This window comes from Candidatus Cloacimonadota bacterium, assembly GCA_020532085.1.
In the GTDB taxonomy this organism is placed as follows: domain Bacteria; phylum Cloacimonadota; class Cloacimonadia; order Cloacimonadales; family Cloacimonadaceae; genus Syntrophosphaera.
Genome location: JAJBAV010000026.1, coordinates 25,522 through 41,205, shown reverse-complemented (window position 1 = coordinate 41,205; position 15,684 = coordinate 25,522). Strand labels below are relative to the sequence as shown.

At 58.2% G+C, this 15,684-nt stretch carries 18 protein-coding genes; all 18 read right to left on the bottom strand.

Features of this window, described 5'->3' with window-relative positions:
* Positions 1-762: 762 nt before the first annotated feature.
* The 18 genes from LHW45_07790 to der all read right to left on the bottom strand — a co-directional run bounded on the left by LHW45_07790 (position 763) and on the right by der (position 15,560).
* Positions 763-1,101, bottom strand: coding sequence for a thiosulfate oxidation carrier complex protein SoxZ (locus tag LHW45_07790; protein MCB5285474.1), 339 nt, complete (start codon positions 1,099-1,101; stop codon positions 763-765).
* 150 nt (positions 1,102-1,251) lie between these two features.
* Positions 1,252-2,850, bottom strand: a complete 1,599-nt coding sequence (locus LHW45_07785; protein MCB5285473.1) for a S41 family peptidase — start codon at positions 2,848-2,850, stop codon at positions 1,252-1,254.
* On the bottom strand, positions 2,840-3,472 hold the full coding sequence (gene tmk / locus LHW45_07780; GenBank protein MCB5285472.1) for a dTMP kinase: 633 nt from the start codon (positions 3,470-3,472) through the stop codon (positions 2,840-2,842). The genes LHW45_07785 and tmk overlap by 11 nt, the downstream gene beginning before the upstream one ends.
* Before the next feature lie 8 nt (positions 3,473-3,480).
* The gene (nadB, locus tag LHW45_07775; protein ID MCB5285471.1) at positions 3,481-5,079 is read right to left on the bottom strand and encodes an L-aspartate oxidase; all 1,599 of its coding nucleotides are present in this window, start codon (positions 5,077-5,079) and stop codon (positions 3,481-3,483) included.
* 4 nt (positions 5,080-5,083) lie between these two features.
* The gene (rimI, locus tag LHW45_07770) at positions 5,084-5,527 is read right to left on the bottom strand and encodes a ribosomal protein S18-alanine N-acetyltransferase (GenBank protein ID MCB5285470.1); all 444 of its coding nucleotides are present in this window, start codon (positions 5,525-5,527) and stop codon (positions 5,084-5,086) included.
* Positions 5,527-7,179, bottom strand: a complete 1,653-nt coding sequence (gene argS, locus LHW45_07765) for an arginine--tRNA ligase (protein ID MCB5285469.1) — start codon at positions 7,177-7,179, stop codon at positions 5,527-5,529. The genes rimI and argS overlap by 1 nt, the downstream gene beginning before the upstream one ends.
* Positions 7,157-7,528, bottom strand: coding sequence for a ribosome silencing factor (gene rsfS, locus LHW45_07760; protein MCB5285468.1), 372 nt, complete (start codon positions 7,526-7,528; stop codon positions 7,157-7,159). Before rsfS ends, argS begins: the two co-directional genes overlap by 23 nt.
* A 14-nt stretch (positions 7,529-7,542) precedes the next feature.
* Positions 7,543-7,965 (bottom strand): LytR C-terminal domain-containing protein, encoded by a 423-nt coding sequence (locus tag LHW45_07755; GenBank protein ID MCB5285467.1) that lies wholly within the window; start codon positions 7,963-7,965, stop codon positions 7,543-7,545.
* 22 nt (positions 7,966-7,987) lie between these two features.
* A complete protein-coding gene (locus LHW45_07750) occupies positions 7,988-8,488 on the bottom strand; it encodes an HIT domain-containing protein (GenBank protein ID MCB5285466.1) in 501 nt (166 codons plus the stop codon).
* Positions 8,481-9,509 (bottom strand): NTP transferase domain-containing protein, encoded by a 1,029-nt coding sequence (locus LHW45_07745; protein ID MCB5285465.1) that lies wholly within the window; start codon positions 9,507-9,509, stop codon positions 8,481-8,483. The genes LHW45_07750 and LHW45_07745 overlap by 8 nt, the downstream gene beginning before the upstream one ends.
* Positions 9,506-9,979 (bottom strand): 2-amino-4-hydroxy-6-hydroxymethyldihydropteridine diphosphokinase, encoded by a 474-nt coding sequence (folK, locus tag LHW45_07740; GenBank protein MCB5285464.1) that lies wholly within the window; start codon positions 9,977-9,979, stop codon positions 9,506-9,508. The genes LHW45_07745 and folK overlap by 4 nt, the downstream gene beginning before the upstream one ends.
* The gene (gene folB / locus LHW45_07735; protein ID MCB5285463.1) at positions 9,976-10,335 is read right to left on the bottom strand and encodes a dihydroneopterin aldolase; all 360 of its coding nucleotides are present in this window, start codon (positions 10,333-10,335) and stop codon (positions 9,976-9,978) included. Before folB ends, folK begins: the two co-directional genes overlap by 4 nt.
* On the bottom strand, positions 10,332-10,751 hold the full coding sequence (locus LHW45_07730; GenBank protein MCB5285462.1) for a SoxR reducing system RseC family protein: 420 nt from the start codon (positions 10,749-10,751) through the stop codon (positions 10,332-10,334). The genes folB and LHW45_07730 overlap by 4 nt, the downstream gene beginning before the upstream one ends.
* On the bottom strand, positions 10,748-11,242 hold the full coding sequence (rfaE2, locus tag LHW45_07725) for a D-glycero-beta-D-manno-heptose 1-phosphate adenylyltransferase (GenBank protein MCB5285461.1): 495 nt from the start codon (positions 11,240-11,242) through the stop codon (positions 10,748-10,750). Before rfaE2 ends, LHW45_07730 begins: the two co-directional genes overlap by 4 nt.
* On the bottom strand, positions 11,229-12,200 hold the full coding sequence (gene rfaE1 / locus LHW45_07720; GenBank protein MCB5285460.1) for a D-glycero-beta-D-manno-heptose-7-phosphate kinase: 972 nt from the start codon (positions 12,198-12,200) through the stop codon (positions 11,229-11,231). Before rfaE1 ends, rfaE2 begins: the two co-directional genes overlap by 14 nt.
* Entirely contained in the window at positions 12,197-13,564 is a 1,368-nt protein-coding gene (gene purF, locus LHW45_07715) for an amidophosphoribosyltransferase (GenBank protein MCB5285459.1), read from the bottom strand. Before purF ends, rfaE1 begins: the two co-directional genes overlap by 4 nt.
* Positions 13,564-14,226, bottom strand: coding sequence for a glycerol-3-phosphate 1-O-acyltransferase PlsY (gene plsY / locus LHW45_07710; protein MCB5285458.1), 663 nt, complete (start codon positions 14,224-14,226; stop codon positions 13,564-13,566). The genes purF and plsY overlap by 1 nt, the downstream gene beginning before the upstream one ends.
* On the bottom strand, positions 14,223-15,560 hold the full coding sequence (gene der / locus LHW45_07705; protein ID MCB5285457.1) for a ribosome biogenesis GTPase Der: 1,338 nt from the start codon (positions 15,558-15,560) through the stop codon (positions 14,223-14,225). Before der ends, plsY begins: the two co-directional genes overlap by 4 nt.
* Between the last annotated feature and the right edge of the window lie 124 nt (positions 15,561-15,684).

Genomic DNA, 15,684 nt, shown 5'->3' with positions numbered 1-15,684 from the left:
GAGTGACAAAATATGAGCCTATCTATTTTGTCAAGAATTATTTGCAGATTTCAAAAACTACTTTTTGATCCTAAATGCTCTTACTTTTTAACCAGACCCTGAGGATTATGTGCAAAGGTCTTATCTAGAGGGTTATGTTTAAGCGCGTGAATATGTGCCCCACATCGCTCCCGCATGATCCCCGCGCCGAGTGCGGGCGGCTTCCGGGCGGCGCAAAAGGCTGAAACTGGAGTGGAAGCAGGAAGGGGAAGGGAGTCTCGCACAGATCCCACGGATTTCACAGATGAAAATGTTTAGCGTGGAAGCACGCGGTATCAATTGAACGCGGATGACGCGGATCATCATGATTCACGCGGATATAGAAGGGGCTCGCACAGATTCCACGGATGGAAATGGTTCACGCGGACTGGTTACAGGGTTCCAAACTGACTGTCATTCCGGGGTGGCGTTTCAACGCCGGGGCCCCGGAATCCAGGCCATCACCGCCTCGCCCCCAACCCGCGTCATTTTGGAACGCAGTGACGGAATCCAGGCCTGGCGGGAATAACCAGCCATGGCCATGGCTGGCGGGGACGTCTGCCACTTCCTTTGACCGCTGTAGTCGATGCTCCCGCGTCGCTCGACTCCAGCGGAGCGGGAGCGGGTGGTTGAAAGTTACGTATCCAGCCGATCCATCCGCCCCCTCGGTTTGAAAAAGAGCAAAAAAAGACGGCCTTGGGGAGGCCGTCCCGGATTTTGAATGGGGAGATGGATGGGAATTGATTACTTTAAAACCATGGAAGCGGTTTTCCTGCCGCTTTTGTTGCAGATGAGGGTGATGTCGATCTTGTCGTTCTTTTTCAGGTTGGGGATCTTGTAGATGTATTCGCCCCCGGAGGCCGTATCCTGGGCGCTGGCCACCTGCGAGATGATCATGGTGCCGTTGTGGCGGATCTCGATACTTTGGATGTAGTGGTCCAGGGGGTTTTTCACGCTGTGTTCGAAGCTGAGCTTCAAAGTTTGCGTGGAAGCGGTGTAGGAGGCCTGCAGTTCGCTGGCGGGATGGGCGAAAGCGCCGAAACTGAGGGCCAGAAGGGCGATGCTGATGAGCAGATGTTTCATGGCTTCAAACTCCTTGTATGTTTCATGTAACTGGCTGTTAAAGCATGGAATGGCCCGGTTGGCCGTTGTAAGGCCTGGACAGGCCATTCCATATATGTATCACTCTATGTAACTCCACAGGTTATACCGCCCCGGAGGGCGAAGCCTGCATCAGTTTTTGTTTATCTCCGTGGCGTGGGCGAAAAGATCCTCCATGGAGCGGAACCGGTTCAGCAAGGCCACGGCCTCCTGGAACTGCTTGTCAAGCTGGATGGTGGTTTTGTAGGCCTCAAGGTCGCCGTAGACGTTGCGCAGCAGCTCGCTTTTCAGCACGGTGCGGATGTAGGCGCGGGTGCTGTCCAGATCGGCTTCGGTGTATTTGATGTCGTGGGCTGAGGCGTAGGAGAGGAAGCGGTTCAGGAGGGCGTCGTCCACCACAAAGTTGCGGCTGATGCTGTGGTCTTTCTCCACCATGTAGTCCACGGCGAAATTGAAGAAAGTGTTCTGGCGGCGCAGTTCCACGGCGAAATTGGTCATGGGCTCGCCCTCGACCTCGATGTCCGGGGTGATGCCGCCGCCGCCGTAAACTTCGCGGTTGTTCACGGTTTTGTAGATCTGCTTGAGGTTGAGCTCTTCCTCGGCGCTGATGTCCGAGGCGGAGATCTCTTTGCCCAGCAGGATCTTGTCGTTGCTCTTCTTGTGGATGCAGCGGCCTGATTTGATGTAGTAATAGGCGGTGGTGATCTTGATGCCGTTGCCGTTGATCAGCGGGATCAATTGCTGCACGCTGCCTTTGCCGAAGGTGGTTTTGCCCAGCACCAGGCCCTTGTCCCAATCCTGCAGGGAACCGGCGAAGATCTCGGAGGCGCTGGCGGAAGCTTCGTTCACCAGCACGATGATGGGGTAGTCGCGGGTCTTGGTGGGGTTGCGGGTGAGGTATTGGCGGTTGGCCGAGGGCATGCGTCCCTTGGTTTCCACCACCAGTTTGTTGGCGCCGATGAATTCGTTCACGGTGTCCACCGCCTGGTCGAGCAGGCCGCCGGGATTCCAGCGCAGATCGATGATAAGGCCGTTGATGCCTTCGGCTTCGAGGGCGGTGAGGGCGGCGCGGAGTTCCTGGGCGGTGTTTTCGTTGAACTGGCTGAGGCGCAGATAGCCGGCGCCGCTATCCAGCTTGAAGCTGTAGGGCACGCTTTTGATCTTGATGGTTTCGCGAGTGATGCGGAATTCCAGGGGCTTGGCGACTCCGGGGCGGCTGATGGTGATGGTCACATTGGTGCCCACCTCGCCGCGCATGTATTTGATGGCCTCGTCGGTGGTGACGCCCACGATGTTCTTGTCGTCCACGCGGATGATCTTGTCGCCGGCGGTGATGCCCATCTTGAAAGCGGGGGTACCCTCGATGGGCGAGATCACGGTAACGTAGTCGCCGATCTTGTCGATCTGGATGCCGAGTCCCCCAAAAGAACCCTTGGTGGAGGTGGTGAAATCATCGTATTCGCTTTTGGTGAAGTAGTTCGTGTGGGGGTCGGTGGAACCCAGCATGCCGATGATGGCGGCCTTGATCAGTTCTTCGTCGCTGAGCTCGGTGACGTAGCTTTGCTTCAGTTTGCTGAGCACTTCGCTGAAGAGCCCCAGTTGGGAATAGAGGTCGGTGCCGTTGGTTTGGGTTTGGGCAAAGACGCTGGTGGCGGTGAAGAGCATCACCGCGGAGAGCAGCCACACGGCGGCGATGGTGATCAGGGCGGTTTTTTGTTTTTTATTGTTCACTGGATTCTCCTAAGTGGCTTAAAACAGTTGTGATTACAGAGGTATGGATATCCGCTATGGGGAGGGAGCCATCCAGCACCACAAAGCGGTCGGAATGGATCCTGGCGAGGTCCAGATACTGGGCGCGGACCCGTTCGTGGAAAGAGATGTCCTCCTGTTCGAGGCGGTCGAGCTGGCGGTGGTTGATGCGGGCCAGCCCTGCGGCCACGGGCAGGTCGATGAGAAAAGTGAGCTGGGGAACGGTGCTGAAGGTGGCAAAATCTGTGAGGAGGCGGATGAATTCGAGGTTTTGGGCGCGGGCGGCGCCCTGATAGGCAAAGGTGGAATCGTAATAGCGATCGCAGAGCACGGTTTTTCCCTCTTTGAGGGCGGGCAGGATCCACTCGCCGGTATGCTGGGCGCGGCTGGCGCAGTAGAGCAGCAGTTCTGTTTCGGGCAGCATCTCGCGGCGCTGGGGATCCAGCAGCAAAGAGCGGATGGCTTCGGCGATGGGCGGTCCGCCAGGCTCGCGGGAAAGCAGCACAGGCAGCCCGCGCTGCGTGAGTTTTTGGCCCAGCAGCACCATCTGGGTGCTTTTGCCGCTGCCCTCGATGCCTTCAAATGTGATGAAAAGACCTCTCATGATATCCCTTAAATGATGGTGTCGATCTTGTAGAGGGCGTCGTCGCGCCCGGGATTGTCGATTAGAAAGTGGGCGCCGCGGCTTTCCCGGCGCGAGAGGGCGCTGCGGATCACGGCGATGGCGATGATGGCCAGGTTGCGCGTTTCCACCACTTCCCGGCGGACGGCATTGTGCTGGTAAAAGTTGTTCACTTCGTTGTAGATGTTCTCGATGCGGGAAAGGGCATATTTGAGCAGGCGCCGGGAGCGGCGGATGCCCACATATCCGTCCATGATGGTGCCGATGATCTCGCGGTTGTGGGAGATCACCACCCACTCATTTTCATTGAAGACATCCATCAGTTTCCAGGGCGGCAGCTCCGGAAAGACCACGGTGTCCAGGTTTGAGGGATGGTTGCCGGCGCGCCAGCCGATCACCAGGGCTTCCAGCAGCGAGTTCGAGGCCAGGCGGTTGGCGCCGTGCAGCCCGGTGCAGGCCACTTCACCGGCGGCAAAGAGGTTGTGGATGTCGGTGATGCCGTCGATGGTGGAAAGCACTCCGCCGCAGAAATAGTGGGCGGCCGGGGCCACGGGGATGGGGTCACGGGTGAAATCGATCCCATTATCCTGGAGGCGTTTTTCGATGTAGGGAAAATGGGTGTGGAGTTTTTCGGCCGGGATGCCGGTGGCGTCCAGCCAGCAGAATTTCTCGCCGCGCTTTTTGAGCTCGGCGTCGATCGCCCGGGAAACGATGTCCCTGGGGGCCAGATTGCCCTTGGGATGGTAGTTTTCCATGAAGGCGGTACCGTCCTGAAGGCGCAGGATGGCCCCTTCTCCGCGCACGGCTTCGCTGATGAGGAAGGTTTCGCCGCCAGGACTCCAAAAGGCGGTGGGGTGAAACTGCACGAATTCCATGTTTGCCAGCCGTGCCCCGGCCAGGCGGGCCATGGCCATGCCGTCGCCGGTGGAGACCGCCGGATTGGTGTTGTGGGCATAGATCTGGGAAGCGCCGCCGGTGGCCAGCATGGTCTTGCGGGCGCGGAAGATGTGCACAGCGTTGGTTGTTTCGTCCAGCACGTAGGCACCCCAGCAGGAAATGCCGGGCACGAAGCCGTGGGTTTGCACCACATGGTGCTGAGTGATGAGGTCGATGGCGATGCTGTTCTCAAAGATGTCAATATTTGAATTTTCGCGGCAACGCTCGATCAGGGCTTCCATGATCTGATGACCCGTGGAATCGGCCGCGTAGGCCACCCGGCGGTGGGTGTGGCCGCCTTCGAGGGTGAGGGAGAGGTTTTCCAGGCGGTTGTCGTAACTTTCGTCGCGCAGGGTGAAATCGGTGCCCAGGTCGATGAGGTACTGGATCAGTTTGGGGCCTTCTGTGATGATCTGGCGGATCACCTGTTTTTTGCCCAGTTCGGCGCCTGCGGCGAAAGTGTCCTCGCAGTGCTTCACAAAAGAATCCTGGGCATCCAGAACAGCCGCGATGCCGCCTTGGGCGTAGTCGGTGTTGCAATCGAACAACCCGCGTTTGGTGACCACAGCCACCCGGCCCAGCCGGGAGACCTGCAGGGCGTAAACCAGACCGGCGATCCCGCTGCCCAACACCAGAAAATCGTAATCTCTCATTCTTTCATCCATGGGTGTGCCGCACCATCACCAGAGCGTCTTCCACTGGCTCGGAATAATAGTTTTTCCTCACGCCCAGGGTTCTGAAGCCGTACTTGGCGTAAAGCACCAAGGCGGCGAGATTGGAACGGCGCACATCCAAATATACCGCGCTGATGCCGCTTTCCTGCATTATGTTCAGCGTGTGTTCCAGCAATTGCGCGCCCAGCCCCTGCTGCCAGAACTCCGGGGCGATGGCGAAATTGACGATCACGGCCTCATCCGGCACCACGTGGTAAATGATGTAGCCGCGCAAGTCATCCCCGGCGCTTATCACCCAGCTTTGAGTGCATTCGGAGGCCTGAAAAGCCTCTTCCGGCCAGGGCGGGCGAAACACCAGGTTTTCGATCCGCAGGATGGCGGGAAGGTCGGATTCCCGCAGGGGCCGGATGATGGGCGGTTCGGGCATTACATTTTTTCCGGTGCGCTGATGCCCATCAGGTCGAGGCAAAGGGCCAGAACGTCTTTAACTGTTTCGATGAGCAGCAGGCGGGCCTGTGAGAGTTCCTTATTCTTGGCGCTCACCACCTGGTATTTGTTGTAGAAACGGTGGAAGAGGCCGCAGAGTTCCTCAGTGTAGGTTGCCAGGCGGTGGGGTTCGCGATGCTGGGCGATCAGCTGCAGCAGTTCGGGCAGATCGGTGAGTTTCTGGATCAGGGCCAGTTCGTCCGGTTTGTTCAGCTTGTGGGTGAGCTCCGGTTTGTAAGAGCGGGGATAGACTTTATCCTTGCGCGCTTTTTTGAGGATGGAGCAGATGCGGGCGTGGGCATACTGGCAGTAGTAAACCGGGTTTTCATTGTTCTGCTGCAAGGCCAGCTCGAGGTCGAAATTCAGATGGGCGTTGGCTTTGCGGGCGATGAAGAAATAGCGGGCGGCGTCTTTGCCCACCACGTTCAGCAGGTCGTCCATGGTTACGATCTTGCCGGCGCGCTTGCTCATTTTCACGCGCTCGCCACTCTCGAAGAGATTCACCTGCTGCAGGAAGATGATCTCCAGCATGTCCTCGTCGTATTTGAGGGCCCGGAAGGCGGCTTTGAGCCGGGGCACATAGCCGTGGTGGTCGGGGCCGAAAACGTCGATCAACTGGGTGTAGCCGCGCTGGATCTTGGTGAGGTGGTAGGCCAGGTCCGGCACGAAATAGGTGATGGAGCCGTCGCTTTTCATCAGCACGCGGTCCTTGTCATCGCCGAATTTGGTGGAGGAAAACCAGATGGCGTCTTCCTTTTCATAGGTGCAATCAGCCTCCGTGAGGTAGCTGAGCACCTCTTCCACCACGCCTTCCGCGCGCAGGGTCTTTTCCGAGACCCAACTTTCGAAGAAGACGTCGAATTTTTCCAGGCTGAGACGCTGCATTTCCAGCAGTTCGTTGAGCGCGAATTCCTTCAGGCGTTCCGTGCGTTCTTTTTCCGGCAGCATGAAGATGCGCACGCCTTCGGCCGCGTTCAGCTTGTGGGCCAGGTGCTTCACGTATTCGCCGTGATAGGCTTCATAAGGGAATTCGCCGATGTTCTCGCCGTGGATCTCGCGCAGACGGAGCTCCAGGCTTTCCGCCAGGATGTCCACCTGATTGCCGGCGTCGTTGATGTAAAACTCCCGCGCGGGCTGGTACCCCACCTTTTTCATCACCCGGTAGAGGGTGTCGCCGTAAGCAGCGGCCCTGGCACTGACGATATTGAGCGGACCGGTGGGATTGGCGCTCACGAATTCCAGCAGCACCTTGGCGCCCTGGCCATATTCCGAGCCGCCAAACTCCGCGCCGGACTCGTGAACGTCCCACAGCATCTTCTGGAACAGGGAAGTGGAGAGCCGGAAATTGATGAAACCGGGTCCGGCGATCTCGACCGATTTGTAAAACTTATTCTTGCGCAGTTCTTTCACCAGCTTTTCCGCCAGCTTTTTTGGCGCAGTTTTGTTTTCCTTGGCCAAAACCATGGCGGCGTTGGTGGAATAATCTCCGTTCTCTGGATTGTTGGGCACTTCCACCGTGAAATCGCGGCTGCAGATAAGTTCCAGAGCTGTCAGGATTTCCCGGATGTTGTCATGCAGTAGGTGCTTGATCATGTGGCTTCTCTTTATCGCTGAGACCGGCCAGCTCGGTGAAGAACTCGTCGATCTTGTAGTATTCTCTTTTCTGGGGCAGGAAAATGTGGATCACCACGTCACCGAGGTCCAACAGCACCCAAACGCCGAAATCCAGGCCGGCCTTGCCCAGCACCTGGAGCTTGTTTTCTTTGGCCATGTCCAAAACGTGGTTGGCAATGGCCCTGTTGTGCAGGTCCGCGGAGCCTTCACAGACAACGATGAAATCGGTGTAAGCGCTGTTTTTGGCTACATCATAGACCCGGATGTTCTCCGCTTGTTTTTCCGCGAGCCAGGTGAGCACGGCTTCGAGTTTAGCGTTTTCCGCCAAATTTGTCTCCTTGTTCATGGTTTCATGTACTCTTCAAAATCGTCCCCCAAAATGATCACGAAGGGGGCGGGGGCATCAGGATCCACAGCCAGCGTGTAGCGCTTGATGCCGGTCATTTTCTGCAGGCGGGCGAGGTCCTGTTTATCGTCCGTTTTCACCTCGATCACGCTTTTGTTCCAGATGGGTTGAGGCGTGTCGCCCATGCTTACCACATCCATGTTTTTGTCTTTGACGTAGTCAGAATAGTCGGTGGCCAGGTTTTCCACTCCGCAGCCGTTTTTCACCACCACTTTGAGGGCGGGCAGGTTTTCTTCCTGAAGGCTGGCTGAATTTCTGCCCGGAACTATGATCTGGACATAGATCAGATAAGCCAGCACCAGGCTGAGCAAAACCACCGCCAGCCACAGCAGGGGCATTTTCAGGGAATGGGTTCGCAAGCGCTTGCGTGAACCGGCCAATTTATTCCTGTCCCGGCAGATTCGCGAAGGCTTGGCGCAGGCGCTCGCAAGTGATCTCGAAGGCTTCCGGGATCACGCGTTTTCCGCCCACAACGCTCATGAAGTTGCAATCCCCGTTCCAGCGCGGCACCAGATGGATGTGCAGGTGTTCATCGATCCCGGCGCCTGCCGCGCGGCCCAGATTTATGCCGATGTTGATGCCGTCACAGTTGTAGGCTTGGGTAAGAGCCTGTTCGCTGCTCTGGAGCAGTCGCCCCAGCTCGGTCATCACTGCGGGCGGCAGTTCGCCCAGGGTTTTCGCGTGCAGGTAGGGCACCAGCATGATGTGGCCGTTGTTGTAGGGATAGCGGTTAAGCATCACGTAGCAGTGCTCCCCGCGGAAAACGATCAGGTTTTCGGTGTCCCGCCCCGTTTCCCGAAAGCGGCAAAGGACACAGTCCTCAGGTTTTTCGCCCTGAATGTAATCCAGCCGCCAGGGGGAGTAGAGATAACCGTCAGTCATTGAAGGTCTCTTCGATCACTTGCTCGCCAAATTCCAAAATGTGGCCTTCCGGGATATGGGCGTCCACCAAGACGTTGTGCCCTTCCAGAATGGCGTTGTCACTCACGTAACTATCTGCCAGAAAGCAACCGGGGCCGATGTGGGCGCCGGCGCAGATTTGGCTGTGGCCTTTGATCACGGTGTTCTGGCAGACCTCCGCGTCCTGTTCCAGGACGACGTCGTCACCGATGAACACGGTTTGCGGATTGTGGATCATCACCCCGTTGTTCAGCCAGCGCTTGCGGATGGCATCCACGAACTGGTCTTCCAAGGCGGCCAGCTGTTCCTGGGAGTTAACCCCAGCCACTTCCACCAGATTTTCCAGCTCCACCCCGGCCACTTTTTTCCCGGCCTGGTGAAGGATGGCCACCACGTCAGTGAGATAGTATTCCTGTTGCTGGTTGGCGTTCGAGATCTGGTCCAGGGCGTGGAAAAGATCGCCGGAGCGGAAGCAGTAGATGCCCGTATTCCATTCCCGGATGGAGCGTTGCGACTCCGAGGCATCTTTGAACTCCATTATCCCCCTGATCCGGCCGTCCGCGTCGCGCAGGATGCGGCCGTATTTGCCCGGATCGTCCAGGACTGCGGTGAGTACCGTGCAAACTGAGCCCGAGGCCAGATGTTCCTGATGCATCCGCTGCAGAGTTTGCGCGCTGAGCAGGGGCACGTCGCCGCTGAGGATCAGCACGTCCTGGTCCGGGTCTGTGAACAGGGGCCGGGCCATCATCACGGCGTGGCCGGTGCCCAGTTGCTCGGTTTGTTCCACAAATTCCAGGCGCTTGTCATTTTCCAGGCAGGCGATCACGCTTTCCTTTTGATAGCCAACCACCACGCATATCCTTGCGCAGCCTGCCTTTGAAGCGCTGTCCGCCACTCTTTGGACCATGGGTTTATCCGCGATGGGGAAGGTCACCTTGGCCCGGTTGGATTTCATCCTGGTGCCTTTGCCGGCGGCCAGGATGAGCGCGGCTGGTTCCGTCATTGCTGTTCCTCGGCGGGGCCAAGGTCTTCGAGCAGTTCGGCCATGGTTTTGTCCAGCACCGGATGTTTCAGTTCTGGGTCCACCTCGCAGAGCAGTTCCAGCACGAAGCGGCGGTTATGAAAATCCGGATGAGGCAGGGTGAGGGACATTGTCTGCATCACCTCGTCCTCGTAGAGCAAAATGTCGATATCGATCACCCGGGGCCCCCAGCGTTCCTTGCGCGCCCGGCCCATCTCCATTTCCACGGTGAGGCCTTTCTGCAAAAGGTCCAGAGGCGAATATTTGGTATCGATCTCGATCACTTGGTTGCGAAAATCCGGTTGGTCTTCGTTGCCATAGGCTTCCGTGCGCACCATCGACGATTTGCGAAGTACGCGGATCTTGGGATCGGCGGCAAGTATCCTCACCGCTTTTTGCACTTGGGTGCGGGGTTTCAACTGATTTGATCCGAGGCATAGCCAGGCGATCATGAGCGACTCCTTGTTAGTTCAACTTCCACGCTGCGCAAGATCCCCCGGATCGGTACAGAGGGTTTCTGGATGCGCAGGGTTAGCTGCCAGATCAGCGGAAAATCCGCCAGCAGCTTGTCTGCCAGCATGTTGGCGCAGGCTTCCAACAACTGGAATTGGTGAGATTCCATGATCTCACGGATCTGGGCATAGACCTTGGTGTAGTCCACCGTGTCTTCCAACTGCCTGATGGCGGCGTCGGTTTCCGGACGGGTCTGCATTTCCAGGCTCACTATGAAGCGCTGTCCCAGTTTGCGTTCCTCGTCGTGAACGCCGTGATAGCCATAAAAAACCATCTCGTTCAGTCTGATGATCATAGCTTTCTCCCGATCCGCACCTGCAGCCGGTTGCCATATTTCTTGTCTATCTGTTTCATTAGTAAAAAACTAAGCGCCGTGGCGCCAAAAGCAATTCCGATGGCGGGAAGCTCCGCCAGCCAGCGGCTCCCGATCAGATATCCGGCGAAGAGGCTGAGCAAAGGCAGCCCAAACACCATTAATGACGTCAGCACCCGGGTTGAGGGAGATATTTCCAACTGCACCCTGTCGCCGGGACTCAGGTCCAAGTCGCTTTCCAGGTCGAAAACCGCCGGGGTGTTGCGCCCGAAGCACATACCCCGCATGGAGCAGGATTTGCAGCTGGCGCCGCGAACCAATTCCACTTTCACGCTGGTTCCGTTCACCGTTACGACGGTGCCCACGTCTTCCTGGGCTGTCTTCGTTTCTTCGCTCATAATTTCCGCTCCCGGGGCAGTTCCCCGATCCGCCGGATCAGCATGCTGGTGGAAAATCCTTCCTTGAAAGGCAGGCTTTGCACTTCGCCGCCTCCGGCCAAAACGATGTCCGCGCCCACAATGGCTTCAGGTTTCCAGTCGCCGCCCTTCACCAAAACGTCCGGTCTGAGCAGCTCGATCAGATCCAGGGGCGTGGGCTGGCTGAAGATCACCACCATGTCCACGCTTTCGAGGGCCGCCAGCAGCAGGGCCCGGTCGGCTTCAGCGATCACCGGGCGTCCCTCGCCTTTCAGGCGGCTCACGCTGGCATCGCTGTTCAGGCCAACGATCAGGATGTCTCCCAGGGCTTTGGCCTGTTCCAGATACTGGGCGTGGCCCACGTGGAGAAGATCGAAACAGCCATTGGTGAAAACGATCCGGGCTTGCTGCGCTTTCAGCTCGCCGGCCAGGAAGGCTGCCTCCTCCCAACTTTTGATCTTATCTTTGCTCATGGTAGCTTTGCAAAACCTGAGCCGGCGTTACGCTAGCCGTTCCTTTGATGCCGCAGACAACACCGGCGGCGTGGTTGGCCAGTTCGGCGGCCAGATCGATGTCCGCTCCGCTGATCCAAGCCAGCGTGAGGGCGGAGATCACGGTGTCGCCGGCGCCGGAGGGGTCAAAAACCTCTCTGGCGAAAGTGGGGATGCGCCGCGGGGCGTCATCGCCGCTGAAGATGTACATTCCCAGGCTGCTCCGGGTTACGATCAGATGTCTGATCCGCATCTCCCGCCGCAGGTTCCGGGCGGCCTGGAAAAATTCCTCGTCGGAGCTGAAGACCGTGCCGCTCACCGCCTGAAGTTCTTTGTAGTTGGGCTTGAAAATGTCCACTCCGGCGTAGGCCTGAAAATGCTTCAGTTTGGGGTCCACGGACACGGGAACACCCTGATCGAGGGCCAGCCGTAAGACCTGGCTGATCAGTTCGCCGGTCAGCAGGCCCTTGTCGTAATCCTCGATGATCAGCGCCCGGCAATCCTCCAGAAGCGCTTTTACCTTGGCCAAAACCTTTTCCCGCAGCGCGTTGCCCACCTCGTCCTCGTTTTCATAATCGATCCGCACGATCTGCTGATTGGCTGCCCCGATCCGCATTTTGCGAGTGGTGGAGCGCTCCGGGTCGCTCAGCAGTCCGTCGGCTGAGATGCCTCTGGCCTCCAGCAGCCGTTTGAGTTCCGCGGCGGCATTGTCCGCGCCCGTAACTCCCACCAGCAGGGGGATCCCGCCCAGGGAACGGATGTTCAGGGCCACATTGGCCGCGCCGCCCAGACGCAGCTCCTCGCTTTGCGCTTCCAGAACGGGAACCGGCGCTTCCGGCGAGATGCGGTCCACCCGTCCCCACACATACTGGTCCAGCATCACGTCACCCAACACCAGCACGCGCTGTCCGCCAAACTTTTCAAGCAGTTCGCCGATCATTCCTTCTCCAGGGGATAATGCCCGTCAAAGCAGGCGTAGCAGTATTCTTCAGGTTTGTTCAAACACATGGCCAGGCTGGCCAAAGACAGGTGTTTCAGGCTGTCCACCCCGGTCCGTTCGCGGATCTCGTCCAGGGAATAGCGGTTGGCGGCCAGTTCCTCGGGATGAGGTGTGTCGATCCCGAAATAGCAGGAAAACTTCACTTGGGGTGAGCCGATGCGCAGATGGATCTCTTTCGCCCCGGCGTCCTTGATCATCCGCACGATCTTGCGGATGGTTGTCCCGCGCACGATCGAATCGTCCACCAGTACCACCTTTTTGCCATCGAAGAAGTTGGACAGGGGGTTGAATTTCTGGCGCACGCTCTCGTCGCGGATGGTCTGTTCCGGTTTGATGAAGGTGCGGCCGATGTAGTGGTTACGGATCAGGCCCAGCGACAGCGGTATCCCGCTGGCGGCGGCGTAGCCCACGGCCATGAAATTCGAGGAGTCCGGCACTGGCACCACGCAATCCGCTTCAAGGCCTGCGTCTTCCTTGGCCAGCAGGGCGCCGATCTTTTCGCGCACGGCAAAGACGTTTTCGCCGAAGTGAAAGCTGTCCGGCCGGGAAAAATAGATGTGTTCGAAAACGCAGTAGCTGTTGTGGCGCCGGGTCCGGTAGAGGTTGGGGTCATTTTCCAGGATCGTGATCCCGGCCTGGCTTACGCGGATGATCCCGGCGGGCGGCACTTCCCGGCGTTCGCTCACCCGCAAAGTGTCCAGCGCGCAGCTTTCGGAGGCCACCACCACAGCTCCCTCCGCGGTTTTGCCCCAAACCATGGGACGCATGGAGAGCGGATCGCGGAAGAGGTAAAGTTCACTCCTGGTGACGAATACGCACGAATAAGCTCCCCTGATCCCGCGCATCAGGGCCCGGATGGCATCGGCCGGATCGTCGCCCTGGGCGATCCGCCAGGCGATGAATTTAACCAGCAGCTCGCCGTCGTTGTCGCTCTTGAAATAAACGTTTTCAGCTTCCAGACCGGCCCGGACGGAGGCGTAGTTCACCAGGTCGCCGTTGCTGGCCAGCGCGTAGGAAGGGCCGAACAGCGTCTCCACCAGATGGGGCTGGGAATTGAAGGCGGTGGCGGAACCCTTGGTGGGATAGCGCACATGGCCGATGGCGATGTTTCCCGGCAGGGTTTGAAGCACTTCAGGGGTGAACACTTCCTTCACCAGTCCCATGCTCTTGTGCAGCCGCAAAACCTTGCCGTCGCAAACCGCCATGCCGCAGCTTTCCTGGCCTCGGTGCTGCTCGGCGAACATCCCCAAAGCGGCCAGGCTGGCGGCTTCCGGGCTGCCGAAAACTCCCATGATCCCGCACATCAGGCTTTGCTCCTATTGCCGAAACTCAGCCTGTTTTCCCTGCCTTCCAGCAGGCGCAGGATGTTCGGGCTGTGTTTGTAGATCACCAGCAAGGCCACGATCAGCGTCAGCCAGGGAAATTCCGGTTCGCGGAGCACAAAGATGTTCCACAAAAGCTCTGCCGCAAACAGAAAGGCCGCGGCCAGGATCGAGCCCAACGACACATAGCGGCTGAGCGCCGTGACCAGCAGAAAAACCAGCAGTGCCGCCAACAGCGGCACCGGTGCCAGCGCCAGATAGACTCCCGCGGCGGTGGCAACGCCCTTGCCGCCTTTGAAATTCAGCCACACGGGGAACATGTGTCCCAGGATCACCGCCAAAGCAGGCAGCAGAAACACATTGCGTTCGGTGGGCAGCGCGGGCACAAAATTGCCCAGCAGGCCGGGGACAACGTTCAGAAGCAGCCAGGCCACGGCAAAACCCTTCAGCAGGTCCAGCAGCAGCACCAGCACACCGGTCTTCACACCATATTGGCGCAGGGCGTTGGTGGCGCCGATATTGCCGCTGCCGCCGGCGCGGATGTCTTTTTTGTGCAACAGCTTTCCGGCCAGCCAGCCAAAGGGGATGCTGCCGATCAGATAGGCCAGCAGGCAAATCAGCGTCCACGCCACGATCGACGTCACTGCTCCACCTCTCCTTCCTTCCGGCCGCGAAAGATGAGCTTGATGCTCACGCCCTCGAAGGTGAACATTTCCCGGATCTGATTGTGCAGAAAACGCCGGTAGTTTTCGCTGATCAAAGCGGGCTGGTTGCAGAAAAAGACGAAGGTTGGAGGTTTCACGGCCACCTGGGTGAGGTAATAAATTTTCACATGCTTGCCGGTGCTGTGGGTGGGGGGGCGATGTTCAACCACGGTTTCCATGAAGCGGTTCAGCTCGCTGGTGGAGATGCGTTTTTCGCTCTCCTCCTCGATCTTCACCACCATCTCCATGATCCGGTTGATGCGCTGGCCCGTTTTGGCGGAAATGAACTGCACCGGCGCGAATTGCAGAAAGGGCATCATTTCGTGCAGGTCCGCGATGAACCTGCCTGTGGTCTTGTTGTCTTTGTCCACCAGGTCCCACTTGTTGAAAACCACCAGGATCTCCTTCATGCGGCGTTTGGCATAGGAGGCGATCTTCACGTCCTGATCGGAGATGGCCTCGTCCGCGGTGAGCACCAGCACCACCACGTCGCATCTGTCCACGGCTTCGATGGTGCGCATCACGCTGTAGTATTCCACGCCGTAATTGACCTTGGTCTTGCGGCGCAGGCCGGCGGTGTCCACCAGCACGTATTCCTTGCCGTGATAGCGAAAAACGCTGTCCACCGCGTCGCGGGTGGTGCCGGGAACATCGGTGACGATCTGTTTTTCGTTGCCCAGCAGCAGGTTCACGATCGAGGATTTGCCCACGTTCGGCTTGCCCACCACGGCGATGCGGGTGTTGTGAGGCTCGTCGTTGTCGTAAGCGTTCTGCGTTTCCGGGATCAGGGCCAGCAGTTCATCCTTGAAATTTCCCGTGTTGCGGGCCTGCGAGGCGGAAATGGGGAAGGGATCGCCGAAACCCAGCTGCAGAAAATCGTATAGTTCCCACTCGAATTTCTCGTTGTCGGCCTTGTTCGCCACCAGCATCACCTTGTCGCGGTGCGGGAAGAGGATCTTGGCGATGGCCTTGTCGATGTCCGTGGTGCCGGTCTGGGCGTCCACCATGAAGATGATCAGGTCAGATTCGTCGATCGCGAGCTGGGCTTGGTGGCGGATCATCTTGTCCATGGCTTCGCTGCTGTCGAATATGATCCCGCCAGTGTCCACAAGTTTGAACACTTTGCCGTTCCACTCCACGTCCTCGTATTTGCGGTCGCGGGTGATCCCCGCTTCCGGGTCAACGATGGCGGAGCGCTTTCTGCAAAGGCGGTTGAACAGCGTGGATTTGCCCACATTCGGACGACCCACGATCGATACGATGTATTTCCTCATTCGGCGGTTTACTTCCCGGTTGCTTTTGGCGCCAGTCTTTTCAAAGGGGGTATTTTGTCAATCCCATAATGGTTTACGCGCCCTCCCGGGTTCCCGATCCTTCCCAGCTTGTCAAGGCCTGGGT

Bases quoted from the DNA above. Each gene is read 5' to 3' on its own strand.
- LHW45_07790 (MCB5285474.1), bottom strand. From the start codon at position 1,101: ATGAAACATCTGCTCATCAGCATCGCCCTTCTGGCCCTCAGTTTCGGC.
- tmk (MCB5285472.1), bottom strand. From the start codon at position 3,472: ATGAGAGGTCTTTTCATCACATTTGAAGGCATCGAGGGCAGCGGCAAA.
- nadB (MCB5285471.1), bottom strand. From the start codon at position 5,079: ATGAGAGATTACGATTTTCTGGTGTTGGGCAGCGGGATCGCCGGTCTG.
- rimI (MCB5285470.1), bottom strand. From the start codon at position 5,527: ATGCCCGAACCGCCCATCATCCGGCCCCTGCGGGAATCCGACCTTCCC.
- argS (MCB5285469.1), bottom strand. From the start codon at position 7,179: ATGATCAAGCACCTACTGCATGACAACATCCGGGAAATCCTGACAGCT.
- LHW45_07750 (MCB5285466.1), bottom strand. From the start codon at position 8,488: ATGACTGACGGTTATCTCTACTCCCCCTGGCGGCTGGATTACATTCAG.
- LHW45_07745 (MCB5285465.1), bottom strand. From the start codon at position 9,509: ATGACGGAACCAGCCGCGCTCATCCTGGCCGCCGGCAAAGGCACCAGG.
- folK (MCB5285464.1), bottom strand. From the start codon at position 9,979: ATGATCGCCTGGCTATGCCTCGGATCAAATCAGTTGAAACCCCGCACC.
- folB (MCB5285463.1), bottom strand. From the start codon at position 10,335: ATGATCATCAGACTGAACGAGATGGTTTTTTATGGCTATCACGGCGTT.
- LHW45_07730 (MCB5285462.1), bottom strand. From the start codon at position 10,751: ATGAGCGAAGAAACGAAGACAGCCCAGGAAGACGTGGGCACCGTCGTA.
- rfaE2 (MCB5285461.1), bottom strand. From the start codon at position 11,242: ATGAGCAAAGATAAGATCAAAAGTTGGGAGGAGGCAGCCTTCCTGGCC.
- rfaE1 (MCB5285460.1), bottom strand. From the start codon at position 12,200: ATGATCGGCGAACTGCTTGAAAAGTTTGGCGGACAGCGCGTGCTGGTG.
- purF (MCB5285459.1), bottom strand. From the start codon at position 13,564: ATGTGCGGGATCATGGGAGTTTTCGGCAGCCCGGAAGCCGCCAGCCTG.
- der (MCB5285457.1), bottom strand. From the start codon at position 15,560: ATGAGGAAATACATCGTATCGATCGTGGGTCGTCCGAATGTGGGCAAA.